Origin of the sequence: Microcystis sp. CS-574 (assembly GCF_028329095.1) — a bacterium.
In the GTDB taxonomy this organism is placed as follows: Bacteria; Cyanobacteriota; Cyanobacteriia; order Cyanobacteriales; family Microcystaceae; genus Microcystis; species Microcystis ichthyoblabe_A.
The window spans coordinates 1-17,774 of record NZ_JAQMSY010000081.1; the positions used below are offsets into that span (position 1 = coordinate 1).

General features: G+C 42.6%; 16 protein-coding genes. 13 read left to right on the top strand and 3 right to left on the bottom strand.

The window, feature by feature from the left end:
- Positions 1–137: 137 nt before the first annotated feature.
- The 7 genes from PN470_RS05705 (at position 138) to PN470_RS05735 (ending at position 8,011) form a co-directional block, all read left to right on the top strand.
- A complete protein-coding gene (locus PN470_RS05705; RefSeq protein WP_271935165.1) occupies positions 138–1,301 on the top strand; it encodes a pyridoxal phosphate-dependent aminotransferase in 1,164 nt (387 codons plus the stop codon).
- 305 nt (positions 1,302–1,606) lie between these two features.
- Positions 1,607–2,644: a fatty acid desaturase gene (locus PN470_RS05710; protein ID WP_103111631.1), complete on the top strand. Its 1,038-nt coding sequence runs from the start codon at positions 1,607–1,609 to the stop codon at positions 2,642–2,644.
- Between the two features lie 549 nt (positions 2,645–3,193).
- Entirely contained in the window at positions 3,194–3,397 is a 204-nt protein-coding gene (locus tag PN470_RS05715; protein ID WP_036395404.1) for a type II toxin-antitoxin system HicB family antitoxin, read from the top strand.
- A 53-nt stretch (positions 3,398–3,450) separates the two neighbouring features.
- Entirely contained in the window at positions 3,451–3,678 is a 228-nt protein-coding gene (locus tag PN470_RS05720; protein ID WP_002735837.1) for a hypothetical protein, read from the top strand.
- Positions 3,675–3,950, top strand: a complete 276-nt coding sequence (locus tag PN470_RS05725; RefSeq protein WP_002752377.1) for a ParE family toxin-like protein — start codon at positions 3,675–3,677, stop codon at positions 3,948–3,950. Before PN470_RS05720 ends, PN470_RS05725 begins: the two co-directional genes overlap by 4 nt.
- 247 nt (positions 3,951–4,197) lie before the next feature.
- Positions 4,198–4,533, top strand: a complete 336-nt coding sequence (locus tag PN470_RS05730; protein ID WP_130758536.1) for a hypothetical protein — start codon at positions 4,198–4,200, stop codon at positions 4,531–4,533.
- A 226-nt stretch (positions 4,534–4,759) separates the two neighbouring features.
- Positions 4,760–8,011 carry an NACHT domain-containing protein gene (locus PN470_RS05735; RefSeq protein WP_272103984.1) on the top strand — a complete coding sequence of 1,084 codons (3,252 nt, stop codon included), beginning with the start codon at positions 4,760–4,762 and terminating at the stop codon, positions 8,009–8,011.
- A 352-nt stretch (positions 8,012–8,363) separates the two neighbouring features.
- Here PN470_RS05735 and dusB read toward each other — a convergent pair whose 3' ends face one another.
- Positions 8,364–9,371, bottom strand: a complete 1,008-nt coding sequence (gene dusB, locus PN470_RS05740; protein WP_272103987.1) for a tRNA dihydrouridine synthase DusB — start codon at positions 9,369–9,371, stop codon at positions 8,364–8,366.
- A 199-nt stretch (positions 9,372–9,570) separates the two neighbouring features.
- Between dusB and PN470_RS05745 the strand changes: the two genes are divergently transcribed.
- The 3 genes from PN470_RS05745 to PN470_RS05755 all read left to right on the top strand — a co-directional run bounded on the left by PN470_RS05745 (position 9,571) and on the right by PN470_RS05755 (position 13,067).
- Positions 9,571–11,145 (top strand): glucose-6-phosphate isomerase, encoded by a 1,575-nt coding sequence (locus tag PN470_RS05745; protein ID WP_271935170.1) that lies wholly within the window; start codon positions 9,571–9,573, stop codon positions 11,143–11,145.
- Positions 11,146–11,422: 277 nt separating this feature from the next.
- Complete coding sequence (locus tag PN470_RS05750) at positions 11,423–12,637, top strand: ABC transporter permease (RefSeq protein WP_271935171.1); 1,215 nt, start codon at positions 11,423–11,425, stop codon at positions 12,635–12,637.
- 169 nt (positions 12,638–12,806) lie between these two features.
- Positions 12,807–13,067 carry a type II toxin-antitoxin system RelE family toxin gene (locus PN470_RS05755; protein WP_002752364.1) on the top strand — a complete coding sequence of 87 codons (261 nt, stop codon included), beginning with the start codon at positions 12,807–12,809 and terminating at the stop codon, positions 13,065–13,067.
- 245 nt (positions 13,068–13,312) lie between these two features.
- Here the strand turns inward: PN470_RS05755 and PN470_RS05760 are convergent, their stop codons facing one another.
- Entirely contained in the window at positions 13,313–13,813 is a 501-nt protein-coding gene (locus PN470_RS05760) for a bifunctional nuclease family protein (RefSeq protein ID WP_002736902.1), read from the bottom strand.
- A 342-nt stretch (positions 13,814–14,155) separates the two neighbouring features.
- Between PN470_RS05760 and rpsD the strand changes: the two genes are divergently transcribed.
- Positions 14,156–14,764, top strand: a complete 609-nt coding sequence (rpsD, locus tag PN470_RS05765; RefSeq protein WP_002737433.1) for a 30S ribosomal protein S4 — start codon at positions 14,156–14,158, stop codon at positions 14,762–14,764.
- Between the two features lie 430 nt (positions 14,765–15,194).
- Entirely contained in the window at positions 15,195–15,647 is a 453-nt protein-coding gene (locus tag PN470_RS05770) for a DUF29 domain-containing protein (protein WP_272103990.1), read from the top strand.
- Positions 15,648–15,790: 143 nt separating this feature from the next.
- On the opposite strand, the gene larC is transcribed toward PN470_RS05770, so the two are convergent.
- Positions 15,791–17,047, bottom strand: a complete 1,257-nt coding sequence (gene larC, locus PN470_RS05775; protein WP_272103992.1) for a nickel pincer cofactor biosynthesis protein LarC — start codon at positions 17,045–17,047, stop codon at positions 15,791–15,793.
- On the opposite strand from larC, the gene PN470_RS05780 reads away from it, so the two are divergent.
- Positions 17,024–17,665 carry an L-threonylcarbamoyladenylate synthase gene (locus tag PN470_RS05780; RefSeq protein WP_002735809.1) on the top strand — a complete coding sequence of 214 codons (642 nt, stop codon included), beginning with the start codon at positions 17,024–17,026 and terminating at the stop codon, positions 17,663–17,665. The two genes, larC and PN470_RS05780, sit on opposite strands and share 24 nt — an antisense overlap.
- Positions 17,666–17,774 lie beyond the last annotated feature (109 nt).

Consider the following 17,774-nt stretch of genomic DNA (forward strand, 5'->3'; position numbering starts at 1 on the left):
CACCCCATCACCCCACACCCATCCCTAAGCGCCGCAATTCCGGAGATTATATAAAAAAACACCCAGAACAATCGAGGTGATGGACAATACTAAAGGTTGTGTAGGTCATCAGAAAAGCCCTTTCAGGGTAAAATACTATGAAACTAGCGTCACGAGTCAATCAAGTCACCCCCTCCCTTACCCTAGCTATCGACTCTCTGGCCAAGGAAATGAAGAAAAACGGCGAAGATGTCTGTAGTTTTAGCGCCGGGGAGCCAGATTTCGACACACCCACTCACATCAGAGCTGCCGCGAAAAAGGCCCTCGATGAGGGAAAAACTCGCTACGGACCGGCTGCCGGGGAAGCGGGGTTAAGAAAAGCCATCGCTGAGAAATTGCTGCGGGATAATCAACTAGCATACAATGCCGATAATGTCATCGTTACCAATGGCGGTAAACAGTCTCTCTACAATCTAATCATGGCGTTAATTGAAGCGGGGGACGAAGTAATTATTCCCGCACCCTACTGGTTGAGTTATCCTGAAATGGTGACGTTAGCGGGAGGAACATCGGTTATAGTCAACACTAGCCTAGAGAATCACTATAAAATCACCCCCGAACAGCTAGAAGCGGCAATTACACCGAAAACTAAATTATTTGTTCTCAATTCTCCCTCTAATCCCACCGGTATTGTCTATACTCCCGAAGAAATCGCAGCTTTAGCAAAAATTGTGGTTGAAAAGGATATTTTAGTGGTTTCTGACGAAATCTACGAGAAAATCCTCTACGATGGCGCAATTCACCGCAGTATCGCTTCTTTTGGTCCGGAAATCTTTCAGCGCAGTATTATTAGTAATGGTTTTGCTAAAGCTTTCTCGATGACGGGGTGGCGCGTCGGTTACATAGCAGGACCGGTGGAAATTGTCAAGGCTATGACTAAGATCCAAGGTCATAGTACCTCCAATGTCTGCACTTTTGCTCAGTACGGTGCAATCGCTGCTTTAGAGAGTCCCCAAGATTGCATCGAGGAAATGGTCAAAGCTTTTAGCGAGCGCCGACAGTATATTTTAGAACGAGTGCGATCGCTCCCTGGACTCAATTGTCCTACTCCCAACGGTGCTTTTTATGTGTTTATCGATATTAGTCAAACTGGTTTAAAATCCCGGGATTTTTGTCAGAAACTCCTCGAAACCCAAAAAGTAGCCGCTATCCCCGGTATTGCTTTCGGTGCTGATGATTGTATTCGTCTTTCCTATGCTACAGACCTAAAGACGATTGAAAAAGGATTCGATCGCATTGATCAGTTCATCGGCAGTTTGTAGGATGATTACTTTATCTGTTAGGGTGAATTTTGTTCGCCCTTTTTTTGGGTTTTAACGGACTTGAACTATAAAACAGGGAATGTACTTCCTAACGACCCTTCTGGGGACTTTCCCTAGGGGCTTTTGTTAAGTTACATTAAGCCCTACAATAAAATTCCAGTGAGTTAGACGAAATTCGCTCGATCGCTCGGTTTTATCTGCTCCTAGCTGAGATAGAGAAAAGATAGCGCACCGAGAAACAGAAAACTTGAGCTACTCAAGCCTTCGTCAATACTGCCCTGTTATCCATCTTAAGTTATAACCTAGTGTCCCAAACCCTACCTAAACCTGCCCTAAAAAGAGAATTTTTGCCATTTACCCTACAGGATGTCCGTCTAGCTATCCCGGCCCGTTGCTTCCAATCAAGCGTTTTTCGCTCTTTAGCCTACTTTTTTTTTGATATTGGCATCATTACCCTACTTTACTGGATAACTTACCAGATTAATCAAGCATGGTTCTTCCCCCTTTTTTGGTTTATGCAGGGAACCATGTTTTGGGCCTTATTTGTCGTCGGTCATGATTGCGGTCACGGTTCCTTTTCCGGTTATCGTTGGTTAAATAACTTAATCGGTCATCTCAGTCATACTCCTATTCTCGTACCTTTCCACGGTTGGCGCATCAGTCATCGCACCCATCACGCTAATACTGGCAATATCGACACCGATGAAAGTTGGTATCCCGTCACGGAAACCCAGTATAACAATATGGCTTGGTACGAAAAATTAGCTCGTTTTCAGCTAATTTTATTTGTTTATCCCCTCTATCTTTTCCGTCGTTCTCCTAATAAACAGGGGTCCCATTTTATGCCCGAAAGCCCCCTCTTTCGCCCCTCGGAACGGTGGCAGGTACTGACTAGCACCGTTTGTTGTACCTTCATGTTAGGTCTATTAATCGGGGTGGGTATCAGCTACGGCTTTTGGTTTCTGTTTAACTACTACATCATGCCCTATATCGTCTTTGTGGTTTGGTTGGACCTAGTGACATTCCTACACCACACTGAAGATGATATTCCCTGGTATCGCGGTCAAGATTGGTACTTTCTCAAAGGAGCGCTTTCTACCATCGATCGCGATTATGGCATCTTTAATCCCATCCATCACCAAATTGGTACCCACGTCGCCCATCATATTTTTATCACTATTCCCCACTATCATCTCCAAGAAGCAACCGAGGCTATCCGTCCCGTCTTAGGAGACTATTATCGCGTCTCGAAAGAACCGATTTTCAGATCTCTCTGGCGGTCCTACCGCAATTGTCATTTTGTCAGTGACCAAGGCAGTAAGATTTTTTACCGCAAAAACTAATCCTGTCTTAGCTATCAAGAGGAAACGGCAGCAAAATCTGCCTCCTCCTCTCACACCGAGAATAGTTGCCAAAACTAGCGGTAAAGTCTTTGTCTTTATTTGATTCATTGGCAAGGAATTAAGCTGATGCAGTGAAATTGAACGACTTACAAAGGGAATGACATTGGCAGAATTGGCCAAGAATCAAACAAATATCCAAGCGGTTCTCTAGGATTTGATCATTTTGCTTTTCAACAGCTACTGGCAAGAGGATAGGCGTTGTCAGATGTAAAGATGAATCAAGCAAAAGTGTAGGGAACTGGAACATCCTTAAACTTAAGGTCATGAATTAGAAGCTTAAGGGAATTTTCTAATTTGCCGGCTCTCCCAGGTTTGGTGGGTAAAATGTATTCTAAGATACATTCCTCAAGAGCGAGGGGGTGGAACGAACCACAAAGACACAAAGGACACAAAGATCGACCAATCATATTGTAAGTTAAACTTATCACACAGAACCTAGAAGAGTCCATCTGTTATCATCTTGGGTAGTTCTCTAAGGATTTAGTCCCTATAAAATGGCGAGTGATACTTGAACCCGATCCCGATACAAACGAATGGGCAATTTGGTGTCCGGAACTGCCCGGATGCACATCTGCCGGTATTACACAAGAGGAAGCTCTCAACAATATACAGGAGGCGATCGAGCTTTATTTACAACCTGATGCTATCGACCTTCTACCCGGAGCAGTAATCCGTGAGGTTATAGTGGGATGACTCGACTCGGGAGGTGGTAAAATAGTCCGATGCCTGTAAAACATTAACAAAATATGACTACTCTGTTGCAAAAAGCATTCACAGAAATCCAGAAACTGCCAGAGTCTCTTCAGGATGAACTTGCTCAACAATTGCTGGAAGACATTGAAAGTGAATTAAAATGGCAGCAAAGCCTTTCTAACGAAGATCTGGAATTGGGAGCTTTAATAACAATGGCACAGGAAGCCCTGATAGAAGAACAAGAGGGGAGAACAGAAGATAAAGGTTTTGGAGAAGAATGAAGTCAGCCAGAACCAAGAGGTTTCGTCAACTTTTTCTCAGTTTGCCGCAAAGGGTACAAGAAACAGCCAAGAAAAATTACGAGATTTGGAAAGAAAATCCACTTCACCCCAGCCTAGAGTTCAAAGAGGTGAAACCAAGAGAAAAAATCTGGTCAGTCAGAGTCGGCATTGGATGGCGAGCATTAGGGATTAAGAAGTCAGATGAAGAAAAGATAGTTTGGTTCTGGGTTGGGTCGCACTCCGAGTATGACAAGATTATAGGTAAGAATTAGGAGCGATCTAACCAATCACTGCACCCGACCGAGAGTTAGACTAATAATATTATTCAAGGTTCATGATAGCGGGTCAGTGCGATCGTTATCTGTAAATATTCTCATTTTCAAGGTTTAATTGGGCGATAACTCTATCAATTAAATCACAGCCCTAGGCTGGTTTTACGCAAGGAAACTCAACCCCTTCGTTTAACTGAATATATTCCGATATAATCAAAGACAGGTCATTGAACGTTGAGGAAATACCGTGAACATCAGCCTAGATTTACCTTCAGAGCTAGAGAATGAGTTATCTACAGAAGCTTCTCATCTCAAATTGCCTTTATCAGAGTATATTCTGCGTGTTCTCTCCTTTCGCCCTTTTCTTCAAAATCCTCCTAAAACAGGGCCAGAGCTAGTTGCTTATTGGGAAAGCGTTGGGGTTATTGGCTCCCCACCTGATATTATCGATAGTCAGGAGCAGGCAACAGCTAATAAAACTATTAGTGAGGCACTCCGTCTAGCAGCAATGTCTACGACCTATCGTACCCCGAATGAGGTATTCTATGAAGGTAGATCAGACAGTGATTCAATTCAGACTTGAATCAGCCCTTTTCTCGCAAGGCTTTTGATGATTTTCCCAAATCTTCATGAATAATGCAGGCTAGACAATCTGGATATTTTCCAATAAAATCTAGGTAAGCGATGTTAGGGATAAATCGTAAAATTACAAGAAAATATTTATCTTTTTTGTAATAATAATTTTTCAGAAACATGACATCGCTAACCTGTTTTAGATACTACTAATCTAATCATTAAGAGAACAGAGTATGAAACCAGAAGATTTACTCAAGCTAGTTGAGGCATTTAAAAAAATAATTGAAGAAATTATTAAGAAGCCTCTGCCTCCTTGGCTATCTTCATTATTTAACTATATTTTACTTCTCATTTTTTGCCTATTGGCAATCTGGGGAGGACTTATTGTTATTAGCCAGATCATAAAAATATGGACAGAGCAAATCAGACCGTTATATTACAATCAAGAGCAAAAAAAGCGTCTTCTTAAAAGACAAAGATTTGCTGATTACATAGAACATGAGATTCGACAGTTAAACAGCCGTGAGGAGTGGAAAGACTATCGCTTTACTGAGTTGGAAGCAGAGGTTGAAGCTGAAGGAAAGCAAGTAAAATTTTTCATACTGCCATTTTTTCAATCAACTAAGAGGGGACTACGCCGCGAACAGTCTCTTTCTAAAGCCCTTGAATTAAGTAGTGAGAGACTCATCTTAGTAGAAGGTGAACCTGGTTCAGGAAAAAGCGTTGCCCTCCGACACGTTGCTGAGAAGTTAGCTCAACGTTCGATGAAAGATAAAAGTATAAAGAGTGTTATTCCTCTATATATCAATTTGAAAAAACTGGAACGTTCCTCCAAAGTTAAAATTAACAGAGAGTTGATAGAATACTTTGTAAAACAAGAATTAAATCGAGTTAATGATCGTGACATTGAGCAATTCTTAGACGAAGAATTTCAAAAAGGGGTTCAGGAAGGAACTTGGTTATTTCTTTTTGATTCTTTTGATGAATTGCCTGAAGTATTAAGTTCAGTTGAAGCAGATACAACGATCAGAAATTATGCTGAAGCGATCGACGATTTTTTGAGCGGATTTAATAAATGTCGCGGAATTATTGCTTCCCGTCAATTTCGCGGACCCAAACATTTGGGTTGGCCTCGTTTTCGCATTTTGCCTTTAGAAAGTCGCCGTTGGGAACTGATTCGCAAAGCAGAACTCGAACCAAGGATAGAGAAAGAACTAAACGGACGACTTAGAATTGCTCCCCAAGAAATTCAGGATATGACTAAGAATCCGATGTTTTTAGGTATCTTGTGCGAAGATATGCGAGATGGAAGTCCTTTTCCCGAAAATACCCATAGCGTATTTGAAAATTATTTAGAAAAGCGACTTACCCGCGATGCAGATCGTTTGCAAAGACGTTTTAAGCTTACGCCTGCTGAGGTAAGAACAGCCGCAGAAAAAGTAGCTTTTTGTATGTCTATAGACCCGAACTTAGGACTTAGTCCAGCCCGTGAAGGGATTCGGGGGGCAATGGGTCGGCTTGGTTTTAAGTTAAGAGGCAATTTAGAGCAATATTTGAATGCCTTAGAGTATCTCAAACTGGCCCGTTCTGAAGCTCAAATAGTAGCAGGTGACTCCCAATTTTTTACTTTTGCTCACCGTCGGTTTCAGGAATATTTTGCTACCTGTGTTGTTCTCAGCGATCTTAATCGAATCAGTCCTAGACAGTTATTAACTGATGGTCGCTGGCGAGAAACAGCCGTTGTTATTTTCCAGACACAGCCGCCCGAAGTTTTTGCCCCTATTTTGGCAGAGGCCAGATATTTGCTTGATGAGATAGCTGGGAATATATCTGGACTGATTGATGATCCAGTCGGTTATGTGAATCCAGAAACAATTAATAAAAATCTCTCAGCGCCTAAACCTTTTGCTTGGCCTGATGGTTTACTTCCTCTGCTGGGACTTTTACAAGATGGTTTTATCAGTCGAATTAAAGAGTTACCCGATGATATTCAAATGCAAGCAGGACGTTTTCTTTTAACAGCCAGTAGTGAAGGAACTCTTGCAGATCAGAAATGGAGTTTGGAAGTTGCAGGAATTACGCCTCAACCTGTTTTACTTTGGTTGCTCCGTCATGGTTTTGCAAGTGAAAGTCAATGGTTAAAAGAAGTTGCCTATCGACAAACTGCACGACTTAGCCAAATTCCAGATGATATTGCGGCAGATATTCGCCAAGCACTTGTGATTTTGTTCGCTCGCAATCGTTTGAATAAGGAATTTTTTGCTACTCATGCACATCTGTCTCGACTCGATCAGGCATCACGATATATAAATATATTACGGCTTTTGAAGTGGATTAGTCCTATTGATATTATCCTACACATAGGAGTATTTTTTGGGGTGATTGGAGCATTAATGCTTGCAAGATCTGAACTATCTGTTCTTTTTGCTCTTTTTGCTGTTGCTCCTCTTTTATTCATGTCTCATCTTACATTGCGTAAATTTCCCTATTTCGTATATGCTATTAATCTCTCATCCCTCTATTATACTAATCTTTTTTCATCGAGTTCCGCAGTATTTCAAGCAAGTTATACAAGTTATTTAAGAAGTCATCGTAAATCTTTTTTCCTGGGTGGATTTCCGATATATATTCGTTTAATATTTTTTCCATTGCTCTGGTCTATTTTTGCTATATTAGCAGCAAATACAGGACAATTTACCCATCCATTTTGGTGGGCTTTCTTACTTTTATTTCCCGTATTATATTTTATTATTAAATTCAGAGAACTGATAAAATATGTAATCTCTAAATTCAAAGTGATAGCTTTTGTAACTTTTTTGTGCTTGCTTATTTTTGTGATTATGTTTTGGTGTATTTATAATCCAGATTCCGTGATAAGTAAAATACTATTTTTTTCTTACTCAATTATTGTTGTTTGTTTCATTCCTCTTACGGTAATAGGAAATTTTATTTCCTTTATTTCTTCCTATATCCAAGATTGGATTAAATGGCAAAAGTGGCTAAAAATACGTCCATCCTTTATAACGGCACAAGAGCTACTAAATTTAATTACGCAATATCATCATGCGAGATTCAGCAAAAGATTAATTATTATAATTCGTGAAAGAAATTCTCTGCTTGCAACAGAAGATTCAGAACAGTTGCTCAAAGAATTAGCTCTTGCTTTAGAAAGTTCGATCATCTCTAACGAGCGACAATTTAAGATGCAGCAAAGAAAATGGCGTAAATACCTAAAAAATCCTTTTTATGCCATCAAAGATATATCGAGAAGATTAAATTTGGTTAGAAAATCCTCACAAACTCTGACTCGGGAAAGAGTCAATAATTATTCAGGTTCAGATTTTTTTAATACTTGGCTAGGGCAATATACTCTTAAAGATAAATCACGACTGGTAAATCTAGGTAGCGAATTCTTAGATGAGATTTATATTCTTCTAGAACAAATACGCGCTAGGAGACAGAATTCGAGCGTTCAGAATGATTAGTATGATCGCTGCTCTGGTAGGGTGCGTTCCCTCATGCAATTCCTACCGCTGCAGCGATAGATTTTGGGGAAAGCACCATGCTCATTGATTCAAGTAAATGATAATAAGCTAAAAACGTCTATGCACAGCGACGGACGGGAGTGCGATCGGATGTAGCAAATATGGGGGTATTTTACCTTCTCAGCGTTGGGTTTATTGGCTCCCGACCTGATATTATCGATAGTTAGGAGCAGTCAAGCAAATTGCGCCATGAAGCTGAAACCCGTGAGCAGGCTTAGGTAGTAAATGTACCTTGTCGATGATGCTGACGAACCAGCAAAAGGTTCGTAAAAACCTACAGCTTGTAGCACCGTTATCTGTAGATATTCTCGTTTTCAAGGTTTAATTGGGCAATAGCTCCATCAATTAAATCACAGCCCTCCCCCAGAGATTCGATGCGCGAAAACCGATCGCGCCAAACCGCCGCACCGGTAAAATCCTGACAATACCAAGCCAGATGTTTCCGTGCTTGCCAAATCCCGCGTTGTCCCTTATATAGCCATAGCCCCTGTAAATGCTCTTTAGCTAGGCTTAACAGGTCAATAGAGGTGGGTTTCGGCAACTTTTTGCCTGTTTTGAGGTAATAATCGATTTCCCCCACTAAATAGGGATAACCGAGGGTTCCCCGCGAACACATCACCCCATCGGCCCCAGTAAATTCCAAACAATTAATCGCCGCTTCCACAGAAACAATATCACCATTAGCAATGACAGGAATCGATAAAACCTCCTTCACCCGTTTAATCCATTGCCAATCGGCCGGCCCGTGATAACCCTGTTCCCTAGTGCGTGCGTGCAGGGTCAACATTTGCACTCCCGCATCTTCCAAACGACGGGCAAAATCGATAATATTAATCTCCTGAGCGTTCCATCCCAAGCGAGTTTTCACCGTTACTGGCACCGATACCGCTCCCACCACTTCCCTAACAATTTGCTCGGCAATTTCTGGCTGTCGTAAAAGGGAAGAACCGCCGCCTTTTTTAGTAATTTTATTAACAGGACAACCCATATTAATATCGATGGTCATCGCTCCTTCTTTAACCGCTTTTTCCGCCGCCACAGCCATAAAATCGGGACGGCAATCAAATAACTGCATACTAATTGGTTGTTCTTTGTCCCCGATAACCATCAATTGCGGTAACTCTTGCAGCTGGGAGATTTCTGTCGCGTTAACCATCTCCGTATAGAGCATCGAATCAGGAGCAAAGCGTCTCACCAAGCGCCGAAACACTAAATCGGTGACACCGGATAAAGGTGATTGCAAGACGCGGCTATGTACTTCTAAGTTACCGATTTTGAGAGGGGATGAGTAGATAGCCATAGGAAAGGTTAAAAAATCAACAGCCAACACCAGCAAACCGAACAATTAGGGGATAGTTCCGTCACTGTTAACATTTTGCCAACCCCTAATATATGCTTAACCGTCAACTTCTAGTCTAAAACTACCTGTATGATGATTGGAGAGGATAGAATCCTATCTCCCCTAAACGAGTAATTAAACAAAAATTTCGCTTTTTTTTATGGATAATCTGCAACTCTGGCAACGTTACCAAGATTGGTTATACTATCACCCTAACCTAGAACTTTATCTCGATGTCAGTCGGATTCCCTTCGATGAGGCTTTTCTCAAAGGTCTAGAAGCAAAATTCGAGCGTGCTTTCCAAGATATGGCAGCCTTAGAACAGGGTGCGATCGCCAATCCCGACGAACAGCGTATGGTCGGCCACTACTGGCTGCGCGCTCCTGAACTCGCTCCTAACCAGGAATTGCGGGACGAAATCACTGAACCCCTAGCACAGATCAAAGAATTTGTCAAGAAAATTCACTCCGGAGCAATTAAGCCGCCCAATCGGTCAAAATTCACCCATGTTCTCTGTGTAGGCATCGGGGGGTCTGCTTTGGGTCCCCAATTCGTCGCCGAGGCTCTATCCCCCGATTTTCCCGCTTTAGAGATTGCTTTTATTGATAATACCGACCCCAAAGGCATCGATCGCACCTTAGCCCATTTACCCCTAGCTACCACCCTGGTTATCGTCACCAGTAAATCCGGCGGCACTCCCGAAGCGAGAAACGGAATGTTAGAAGTCCGCAACGCTTACGAAAAACAAGATTTAGACTTTCCCCAACACGCAGTCGCCGTCACTATGCCTGGTAGCCAACTGGACAAACACGCCCAAGATTGGCTAACTCGTTTCCCCATGCAGGATTGGGTCGGTGGTCGTACATCAGAACTATCCGCCGTCGGTCTTCTCCCGGCCGCTTTGCAGGGTATCGACATTGATGAAATGTTAGCCGGGGCCAAAGAAATGGACATCGCCACCCGCGTCCATAACCTGAAAAAAAATCCTAGCGCCCTACTTGCTCTAGCTTGGTATCATGAGGGCAACGGCAAGGGAGAGAAAGATATGGTGATTCTGCCCTACAAAGACAGTCTCTATCTCTTTAGCCGCTATCTGCAACAATTGGTCATGGAGTCCCTCGGTAAAGAAAAAGACCTCGATGGTAATAAGGTGTACCAAGGTATCGCCGTCTATGGTAACAAAGGTTCTACGGACCAACACGCCTACGTCCAACAATTACGCGAAGGGATTCCCAATTTCTTCGCCACTTTTATTGAAGTGTTAAAAGACCGACAAGGAGATTCCATCGAAGTGGAAACTGGCTCCACTGCTGGCGATTTCCTCTCAGGATTACTGCAAGGTACTCGACAAGCTTTATACGAAAATAGTCGTCACTCTATCACTATCACTATCCCAGAGGTCACTCCCCGTCAGGTAGGGGCCTTAATCGCCCTCTACGAACGGGCCGTTAGTTTCTATGCTAGTTTAGTTAACATTAACGCCTACCATCAACCCGGGGTAGAAGCAGGGAAAAAAGCCGCCGCTTCTATTCTGGATTTACAAAGAAAAATCGTGCAAGTTGTCCGGGAAACGGGCACTTCTCTCGACCTAGCCACTCTAGCGGCAAAAATCGGGGCTAGTGACCAAGTTGAAGCTATCTATAAAATTGTCCGTCATCTCAACGCTAATCGGCGCAGTTTAACTATTACCGGCGATTTAAGTAAACCAGAAACGATCCAAATTTCCGCACGCTAATCAGTTATCAGTTATCAGTTATCAGATGTAAGTTTTAAGTTAATTAGTTATTTAGTTATCAGATGTAAGTGAATTAGTTAATTAGTTATTTATTTATAGCGTTTCCTAAGCTAGTGAGGTACACTTGTTTTTCTTCCCTTTTGCCTTTTGCCTCTTGCCTAAAACCCATAACTTTTGTACCTCAGCAGACTGAAAAACGCTATATCTTCATCTTTATCCCTGTTTACTGTTTACTGTTTACTTATTACTGTTTACTGATTACTGAATATAACTAACCATGGAAATGCTCGAAAACCTGAAAATGGCTTTTTCCGCTTTGATGGCCAATAAACTGCGTAGTGGTCTAACTATGCTGGGAATTGCTATCGGTAACGCCTCCGTCATTGCCCTAGTGGGAGTGGGTGAAGGAGCGCAAAAAGTCGCCCTAGAGCAGTTTGAAGCCCTCGGTCCGAATGTTTTATTTGTTTCCACCTCCTCGCGCAATGTCCGGCGGACAATTCCTAATCCCCGGCCGCTCACCTACGAAGATGCTCAAGCGATCGCATCTCAAGTTCCCGCCATTGCCGCCATTTCTCCCGAATTGAGCGGGAAAACAATCTTATCCTTCGGTAATAGAACCAGTAATAGCCCCCTAGTCGGGGTGGGAGCCGATTACCTAAATGTGCGTAACCGTCAACTATCTAAAGGTAGATTTATTATGGAATCTGACCTGAAACGGGATAATCGCGTGATTGTCTTGGGATCGGAATTAGCTAAAAATTTCTTTGGTAATCGCAATCCCGTGGGCGAAAATCTTCGCATCGGCAATCTTAGTTTTCAAGTCATTGGAGTTTTACAGGCGAAAGGCTCCTTATTTGAGGCTAATCAGGACGATCGAGCTTTAATTCCCCTAACTACCATGTCTAATCGGGTTCAAGGCCGCAGCTCTATCTTTGGCATTCCCCTAACTCATATTTCTGTCTTGGCCAAAAACTCCAGCCAAATTAAAGCCGCCCAGTTTCAGATTAGCAACCTGCTGCAAATGCGTCATCAGGTCAGCGACGAGAATTATGTGCAGATTTTCCCCCAAACCGCAATCCTAGAAATGGCCAAAGAAACTAACGATAGTTTAACTAGAATGTTAGCCTCGATCGCTAGTATTTCCCTTTTTGTCGGGGGAATCGGTGTCATGAATATTATGCTCGTGTCAGTCACGGAGAGAACCCAAGAAATCGGGTTAAGAAAGGCTTTAGGAGCGAAAGAAGGGGATATAAAAGGTCAATTCCTCATTGAATCGGTGATTTTAGCTACCACTGGCGGAATTATCGGCATTTTTGTCGGCATTCAAGGAATGTATCTAGCGGGAATTTTTGCCGCTTTAACCACCAGTGTCTCAATCCCCGCCATAATTCTCGCTTTAGGAGTTTCCAGTGCCATCGGTCTGATTTTCGGTGTTGTTCCCGCTCATCGTGCCGCTAAATTAGAGCCAATCGTTGCTTTGAGAAGATTATAGTTGCCGAAACTATCCAATCTATCCTACTCGAGTCTGACCAAGACAAAAAAGTGAAACTTGAAATTAAGCAGCAATTTCTTGACTCTCTAAGACAGACTGAAAAGGGAGAAAGGGAGATTTCAGCCGAGGAAGTAGCTAAAAAACTAGGCTTAAATTGGTAATAGCCTACTTGGTAGAATTTACAGCCGAAGCAATCGCTGGTTTAGCAGCACTCCCTGCAATTATTCAAGAGCAAATTTTCGGTAAAGTTCGCCTGTTGTCGGACAATTTTGCCAATTTTAGTCCTCAAGCTTTCAGTGCTAATTTGACTGGTCTTTTCAAGCTTCGAGTCGATGACTATAGAGTTATAGTCATTTCAATTAAAATTGGGAATATCAATCCCAGAGTTTTTAAGGATTTTGTCGGTCTAGACTGTATCACACTTATTTGAAATGACTATACTCGTTAAGACTGCAAGGGAGCGCCAGAGCTGCGGAGCAGGGAGAGGCAGTTTGAGCATTTGTACTAAAATTTTCAATACGCAGTTTAAATTTAGTACAGCTTATCCATCTGGCACAGACAACTCCTGATTAGATAAGCCTTCCCACTTAGAATATCTACCAGACTAAGCCTGAATCCGCCGTAATTTCCCTGTTACTATCATTTTTATCTAGCCGACGGCTGACCGCTTCAAGATCACTGATCACTAAAATCACCGCGACGTTGGATCAGATCTGAGGGGCTAAGATTGGAGACGAAATTGCGAAAAGCTTGACGTTCCTCTTCATCCGCATCACGATCAACAGGAATAGAAGCAGAAGCGATCACTTCTTCCATTACCCAGATGGGACTGTTGGTACGCAGGGCAATAGCGATCGCATCACTGGGACGACAATCGATTTCTTTTTTGACTTCGCCGCGCTGGAGACAGAGAACAGCATAAAAAGTATTATCTTGGAGAGAATGGATGATAATCTTTTCTAAATCCATGTCCCAAGCTTTAAAAATATTAGCGATCAAATCGTGGGTAAGAGGACGAGGGGGTCTTTGTTGTTCGAGGACGGTGATAATGGCCTTAGCCTGATCTTGTCCGATGTAGATAGGTAGGGCGCGACGCTCGGAACCATCCTTCAGCAGTACAATGGGACTGCGAGTGATAGCGTCTAGGGCAATTCCAGCGACTTTCATTTCGATCATGACTAATGGCTTCTCCAAGATAGAGATTCAGCTAGGGAAGGAGTGGGAAAGCAACCTGAATAATATAGTGCTTCGTTACACTCACAGTATGCCCTAAGATGGCGGAGATTAGCCTCATCTTTAATGAAAAAAATACATCAGCTGCCGTCAGGAGTCAGTATTCAGGAGTCAGGAGTCAGTATTCAGGAGTCAGGAGTCAGGAGTCAGTATTCAGTATTCAGGAGATAGGAGATTATTTTATTTATTCTCCCCACACCCCACACCCCACACCCCAACTAAATTACTTAATTTGTGCTATGATGATAGTTTTGGGATAAATTTAAATAGGAGCAGACTGTTTGTATGTCTCGTTATAGAGGACCGCGCTTGCGCGTTGTGCGTCGTTTAGGGGAATTACCGGGCCTAACCCGTAAAAATGCCCGTCGTGCCTATGCACCGGGGCAACATGGCCAGGCCCGCAAAAAACGTTCAGAATATGCCATTCGTCTAGAAGAAAAACAAAAACTGCGTTTTAACTACGGTGTCAGCGAAAAACAATTAGTTCGCTATGTCCGCAAAGCTCGCCGGGCTACCGGTTCCACCGGTCAGGTGCTGCTGCAACTCTTAGAAATGCGTCTGGATAATACCGTTTTCCGTCTCGGTATGGCCGGGACAATTCCGGGGGCGCGACAATTAGTCAATCACGGTCACGTCACCGTTAACGGTAGAGTTGTGGATATTGCTAGTTATCAGTGCCGTCCGGGTGATGTGATTGGAGTCAGAAATCAAGAGCGTTCCCAGGATCTAGTCAAAAGAAATATGGAATACCCCGGTTTAGCCAATCTGCCGAGTCATTTGGAATTTGACAAAAACACCCTCGTGGGCAAAGTGAATGGCGTTGTGGAAAGAGAATGGATTGCCCTCTCGATTAATGAACTGTTAGTAGTGGAATACTACTCTCGGAAAGTCTAGGAAAAAAGCCTTTTCCAGATACCTTGAGGACGCAATTGGCAGCGTCCTTATTTTATTGGTTAAATTTAGTATTTTTGATTGTACATGGGGCTGGCTAATACTAAATCCTGTTTAAAAGTGATAGGTCAGAGTCAGTCAAAAATGGCTCCTTGAGAAGGTATCTGGCTCTTTTGGGTTTGGTGGGTAAAATGTATTCTAAGATAAGGTCTTGCCAGCGAGGGAGTGGAACGAACCACAAAGACACAAAGGACACAAAGATTGATCGCTCCTATATACGTTAAACTTATCACACAAAGAATAAGAGAGCCAGTATCTGTATGGAGTGAAACTTATCATCGTCAATGTTACTGACTGCTTGATACCTCCCCTGAACGGTTACAGTTAAGAGAGTGGTGCGTTAGCACCCACTTCTAAATGGGATATTATCAACATGAAAAATCAATTATCTCAGCTTTATGAAACAGATTTTAATTTGTGGCTTGAGCAAACCGTAAATCACTTAAAAAAGGGTAATTTAGCAGCCCTCGATTTAGATAACTTAATCGAAGAAATATCCGATATGGGACGTAATAATAGACGGGAGGTATTCGTCCGTTTAAAAGTTCTCTTGATGCACTTACTTAAATGGCAATATCAACCAAAAAAACGAACTAATAGCTGGATAAATACCATTGATGAACAAAGAGAACAATTAGAGCTTATTTTCAGGGATAGTCCTAGCTTAAAACCCTATTTAGCCGATATTTTCGCAGAATGTTATCAAAAAGCAGTGCGAGGGACGGTAAATGAAACTAATTTACCAAAAGAAACTTTTCCAGTTGATTGTCCTTTTAGCCAAGAACAGGTTTTAAAGTGGGATTATCTTCCTGAAAATAGCTTTTGAACAATGGATATAAGTACCTAAGCAAAATTAATTACACATATCTAACTACCTTTTGCCTTTTGCCTTTTGCCTTTTGCCTATCCTAACCAAGAAGTTAATTTTGTCCTATTACTTAGCAGTTTTATGATAAAATTGCCCTGCTGTCAAGACTGATTTTTTTCTTGCCAAATAGCCAAGGCCATTTGATGAACAAATCGCCAAGGTAGATGATGCTGACGGGCAATTGCGGCACAATCTTCGTATTCTGGTTGTACGGTAATCGGTTGATTAATTGACTCTTTATAGGCAACTTTTAGCCGAATTTGTCCATAGACAGTATCGATCGATTGTATCTCTCTTTTTAAGATTGATCGCTCTTGAATTGTCCTTCTAATGCCTAAAGTTGTGGTTTCCTGAAAGATCATATTTTCACAAATAGCAATTTTATCCAAGCCACAAATTACTGTCAAAAGTATTCCCAAACGGGATTTTTTCATAGTAATTGCTTGACTAAATACATCCAAGGCACCCACTTGTAATAAAGACTCGCTTAAGTAGGCGATCGCTTGCGGATTTAAGTCATCAATTTGAGTTTCTAAAACTGCCACGGTTTCGCTTTCATCTAGCTTTTCTGATTCTTTTTTCCCTAACCAAAGCCGGACAAGATTGGGAATCGGTAAATCTTTTGTCCCTGCTCCTAAACCGACCTTTTCTAACTGCATTTTCGGCGGTTTACCGAAACTTTTAGCTAAAGTTGTCACAATAGCTGCCCCCGTAGGTGTTACTAACTCCGCTTCGATGCCATTACTATAAATTGGTACTTGTCCCTGACTGAACAATTGTACTACTGCTGGCACGGGAACTGGTAAACGACCATGGGCGGCCTGAACTGTACCGCCGCCGGTGGGTAGAGAAGAACAGTATAATTCACTCACCGATAGCCAATCCAAACCCAAACAAGTCCCCACGATATCAATAATGGCATCGGTTGCCCCGACTTCGTGAAAATGCACTTTTTCCGGTGCGATCCCGTGAACAGCCCCTTCTGCGATCGCAAGTTGTTGAAAAACCGCTAAACTCCATTCTTGGACTTTCTGGGGTAAATTTGCCTGTTTAATTAAATTTTCAATCTCCGGTAAATGGCGAGCGGGGGTATGATGGTGATGGTGGTGATGATCAGCAGACTTCTCGGCAGTGACATCGACGTGAATCTTAGTAGCAATTTGACCGCGACGATGCACTTTTTCGGCCCTTAACTGATATTCATCCTCAATTCCTAAAGTTTTTAGTTGTGCAATCAGGTATTCTAAGGGGACTCCTAAATCTACTAACGCCCCTAAACACATATCCCCGGCGATTCCCGTGGGACAATCCCAATAGGCGACGATTTTGCTATCATGGCTACTATTTACTCTCTCCATCCGGAAAATCCCCAACAACGTTCTATCCAAGAAATCTGTCATGCCCTGAAAAATGGGGCAATTATGCTTTATCCTACCGATACCGTCTATGCGATCGGTTGCGATCTCAATGTGAAATCCGCCGTCGAACGAGTTCGCCAAATCAAGCAACTATCTAATGATAAACCCTTGACGTTTCTCTGTTCTTCTTTGTCGAATATTTCCGAGTACGCAGTGGTCAGCGATTATGCCTATAAGATTATGCGACGAGTTATACCCGGTCCCTACACTTTTCTCTTACCGGCGACTAAATTAGTGCCGAAAGTGGTGATGAATCCGAAGCGGAAAACCACCGGTATCCGGGTTCCCGATCATGTTATCTGTCGCACTATTCTCGAAACCCTAGAAAATCCTATTATCTCTAGTTCTGCCCATCTTCCCGATCAGGAGGGGGATTTTCCCACCAAGGGATTAGAAACCCCTAGGCTATTCGATGCCCTCGATCATATAGTTGATTTAATTATCGAAGATGGTTCGGCTCCCGGTTCGGAAGTGTCAACAATTGTTGATTTTACCAGCGATCAACCGGATATCGTGCGTCAGGGTTTGGGTTGGCCGGAATTACAACAATGGTTATAACGAAGGCAAAAGGCAAAAGGCAAAAGGCAAAAGGCAAAAGGCAAAAGGCAAAAGGCAAAAGGCAAAAGGCAGCTTTGTTCTCCCCACACCCCACACCCCACACCCTACA

Bases quoted from the DNA above. Each gene is read 5' to 3' on its own strand.
- PN470_RS05750 (WP_271935171.1), top strand. From the start codon at position 11,423: ATGGAAATGCTCGAAAACCTGAAAATGGCTTTTTCCGCTTTGATGGCC.
- PN470_RS05745 (WP_271935170.1), top strand. From the start codon at position 9,571: ATGGATAATCTGCAACTCTGGCAACGTTACCAAGATTGGTTATACTAT.
- PN470_RS05780 (WP_002735809.1), top strand. From the start codon at position 17,024: ATGGCTACTATTTACTCTCTCCATCCGGAAAATCCCCAACAACGTTCT.
- larC (WP_272103992.1), bottom strand. From the start codon at position 17,047: ATGGAGAGAGTAAATAGTAGCCATGATAGCAAAATCGTCGCCTATTGG.
- PN470_RS05705 (WP_271935165.1), top strand. From the start codon at position 138: ATGAAACTAGCGTCACGAGTCAATCAAGTCACCCCCTCCCTTACCCTA.
- PN470_RS05760 (WP_002736902.1), bottom strand. From the start codon at position 13,813: ATGATCGAAATGAAAGTCGCTGGAATTGCCCTAGACGCTATCACTCGC.
- PN470_RS05735 (WP_272103984.1), top strand. From the start codon at position 4,760: ATGAAACCAGAAGATTTACTCAAGCTAGTTGAGGCATTTAAAAAAATA.
- PN470_RS05770 (WP_272103990.1), top strand. From the start codon at position 15,195: ATGAAAAATCAATTATCTCAGCTTTATGAAACAGATTTTAATTTGTGG.
- PN470_RS05720 (WP_002735837.1), top strand. From the start codon at position 3,451: ATGACTACTCTGTTGCAAAAAGCATTCACAGAAATCCAGAAACTGCCA.
- PN470_RS05725 (WP_002752377.1), top strand. From the start codon at position 3,675: ATGAAGTCAGCCAGAACCAAGAGGTTTCGTCAACTTTTTCTCAGTTTG.
- rpsD (WP_002737433.1), top strand. From the start codon at position 14,156: ATGTCTCGTTATAGAGGACCGCGCTTGCGCGTTGTGCGTCGTTTAGGG.
- dusB (WP_272103987.1), bottom strand. From the start codon at position 9,371: ATGGCTATCTACTCATCCCCTCTCAAAATCGGTAACTTAGAAGTACAT.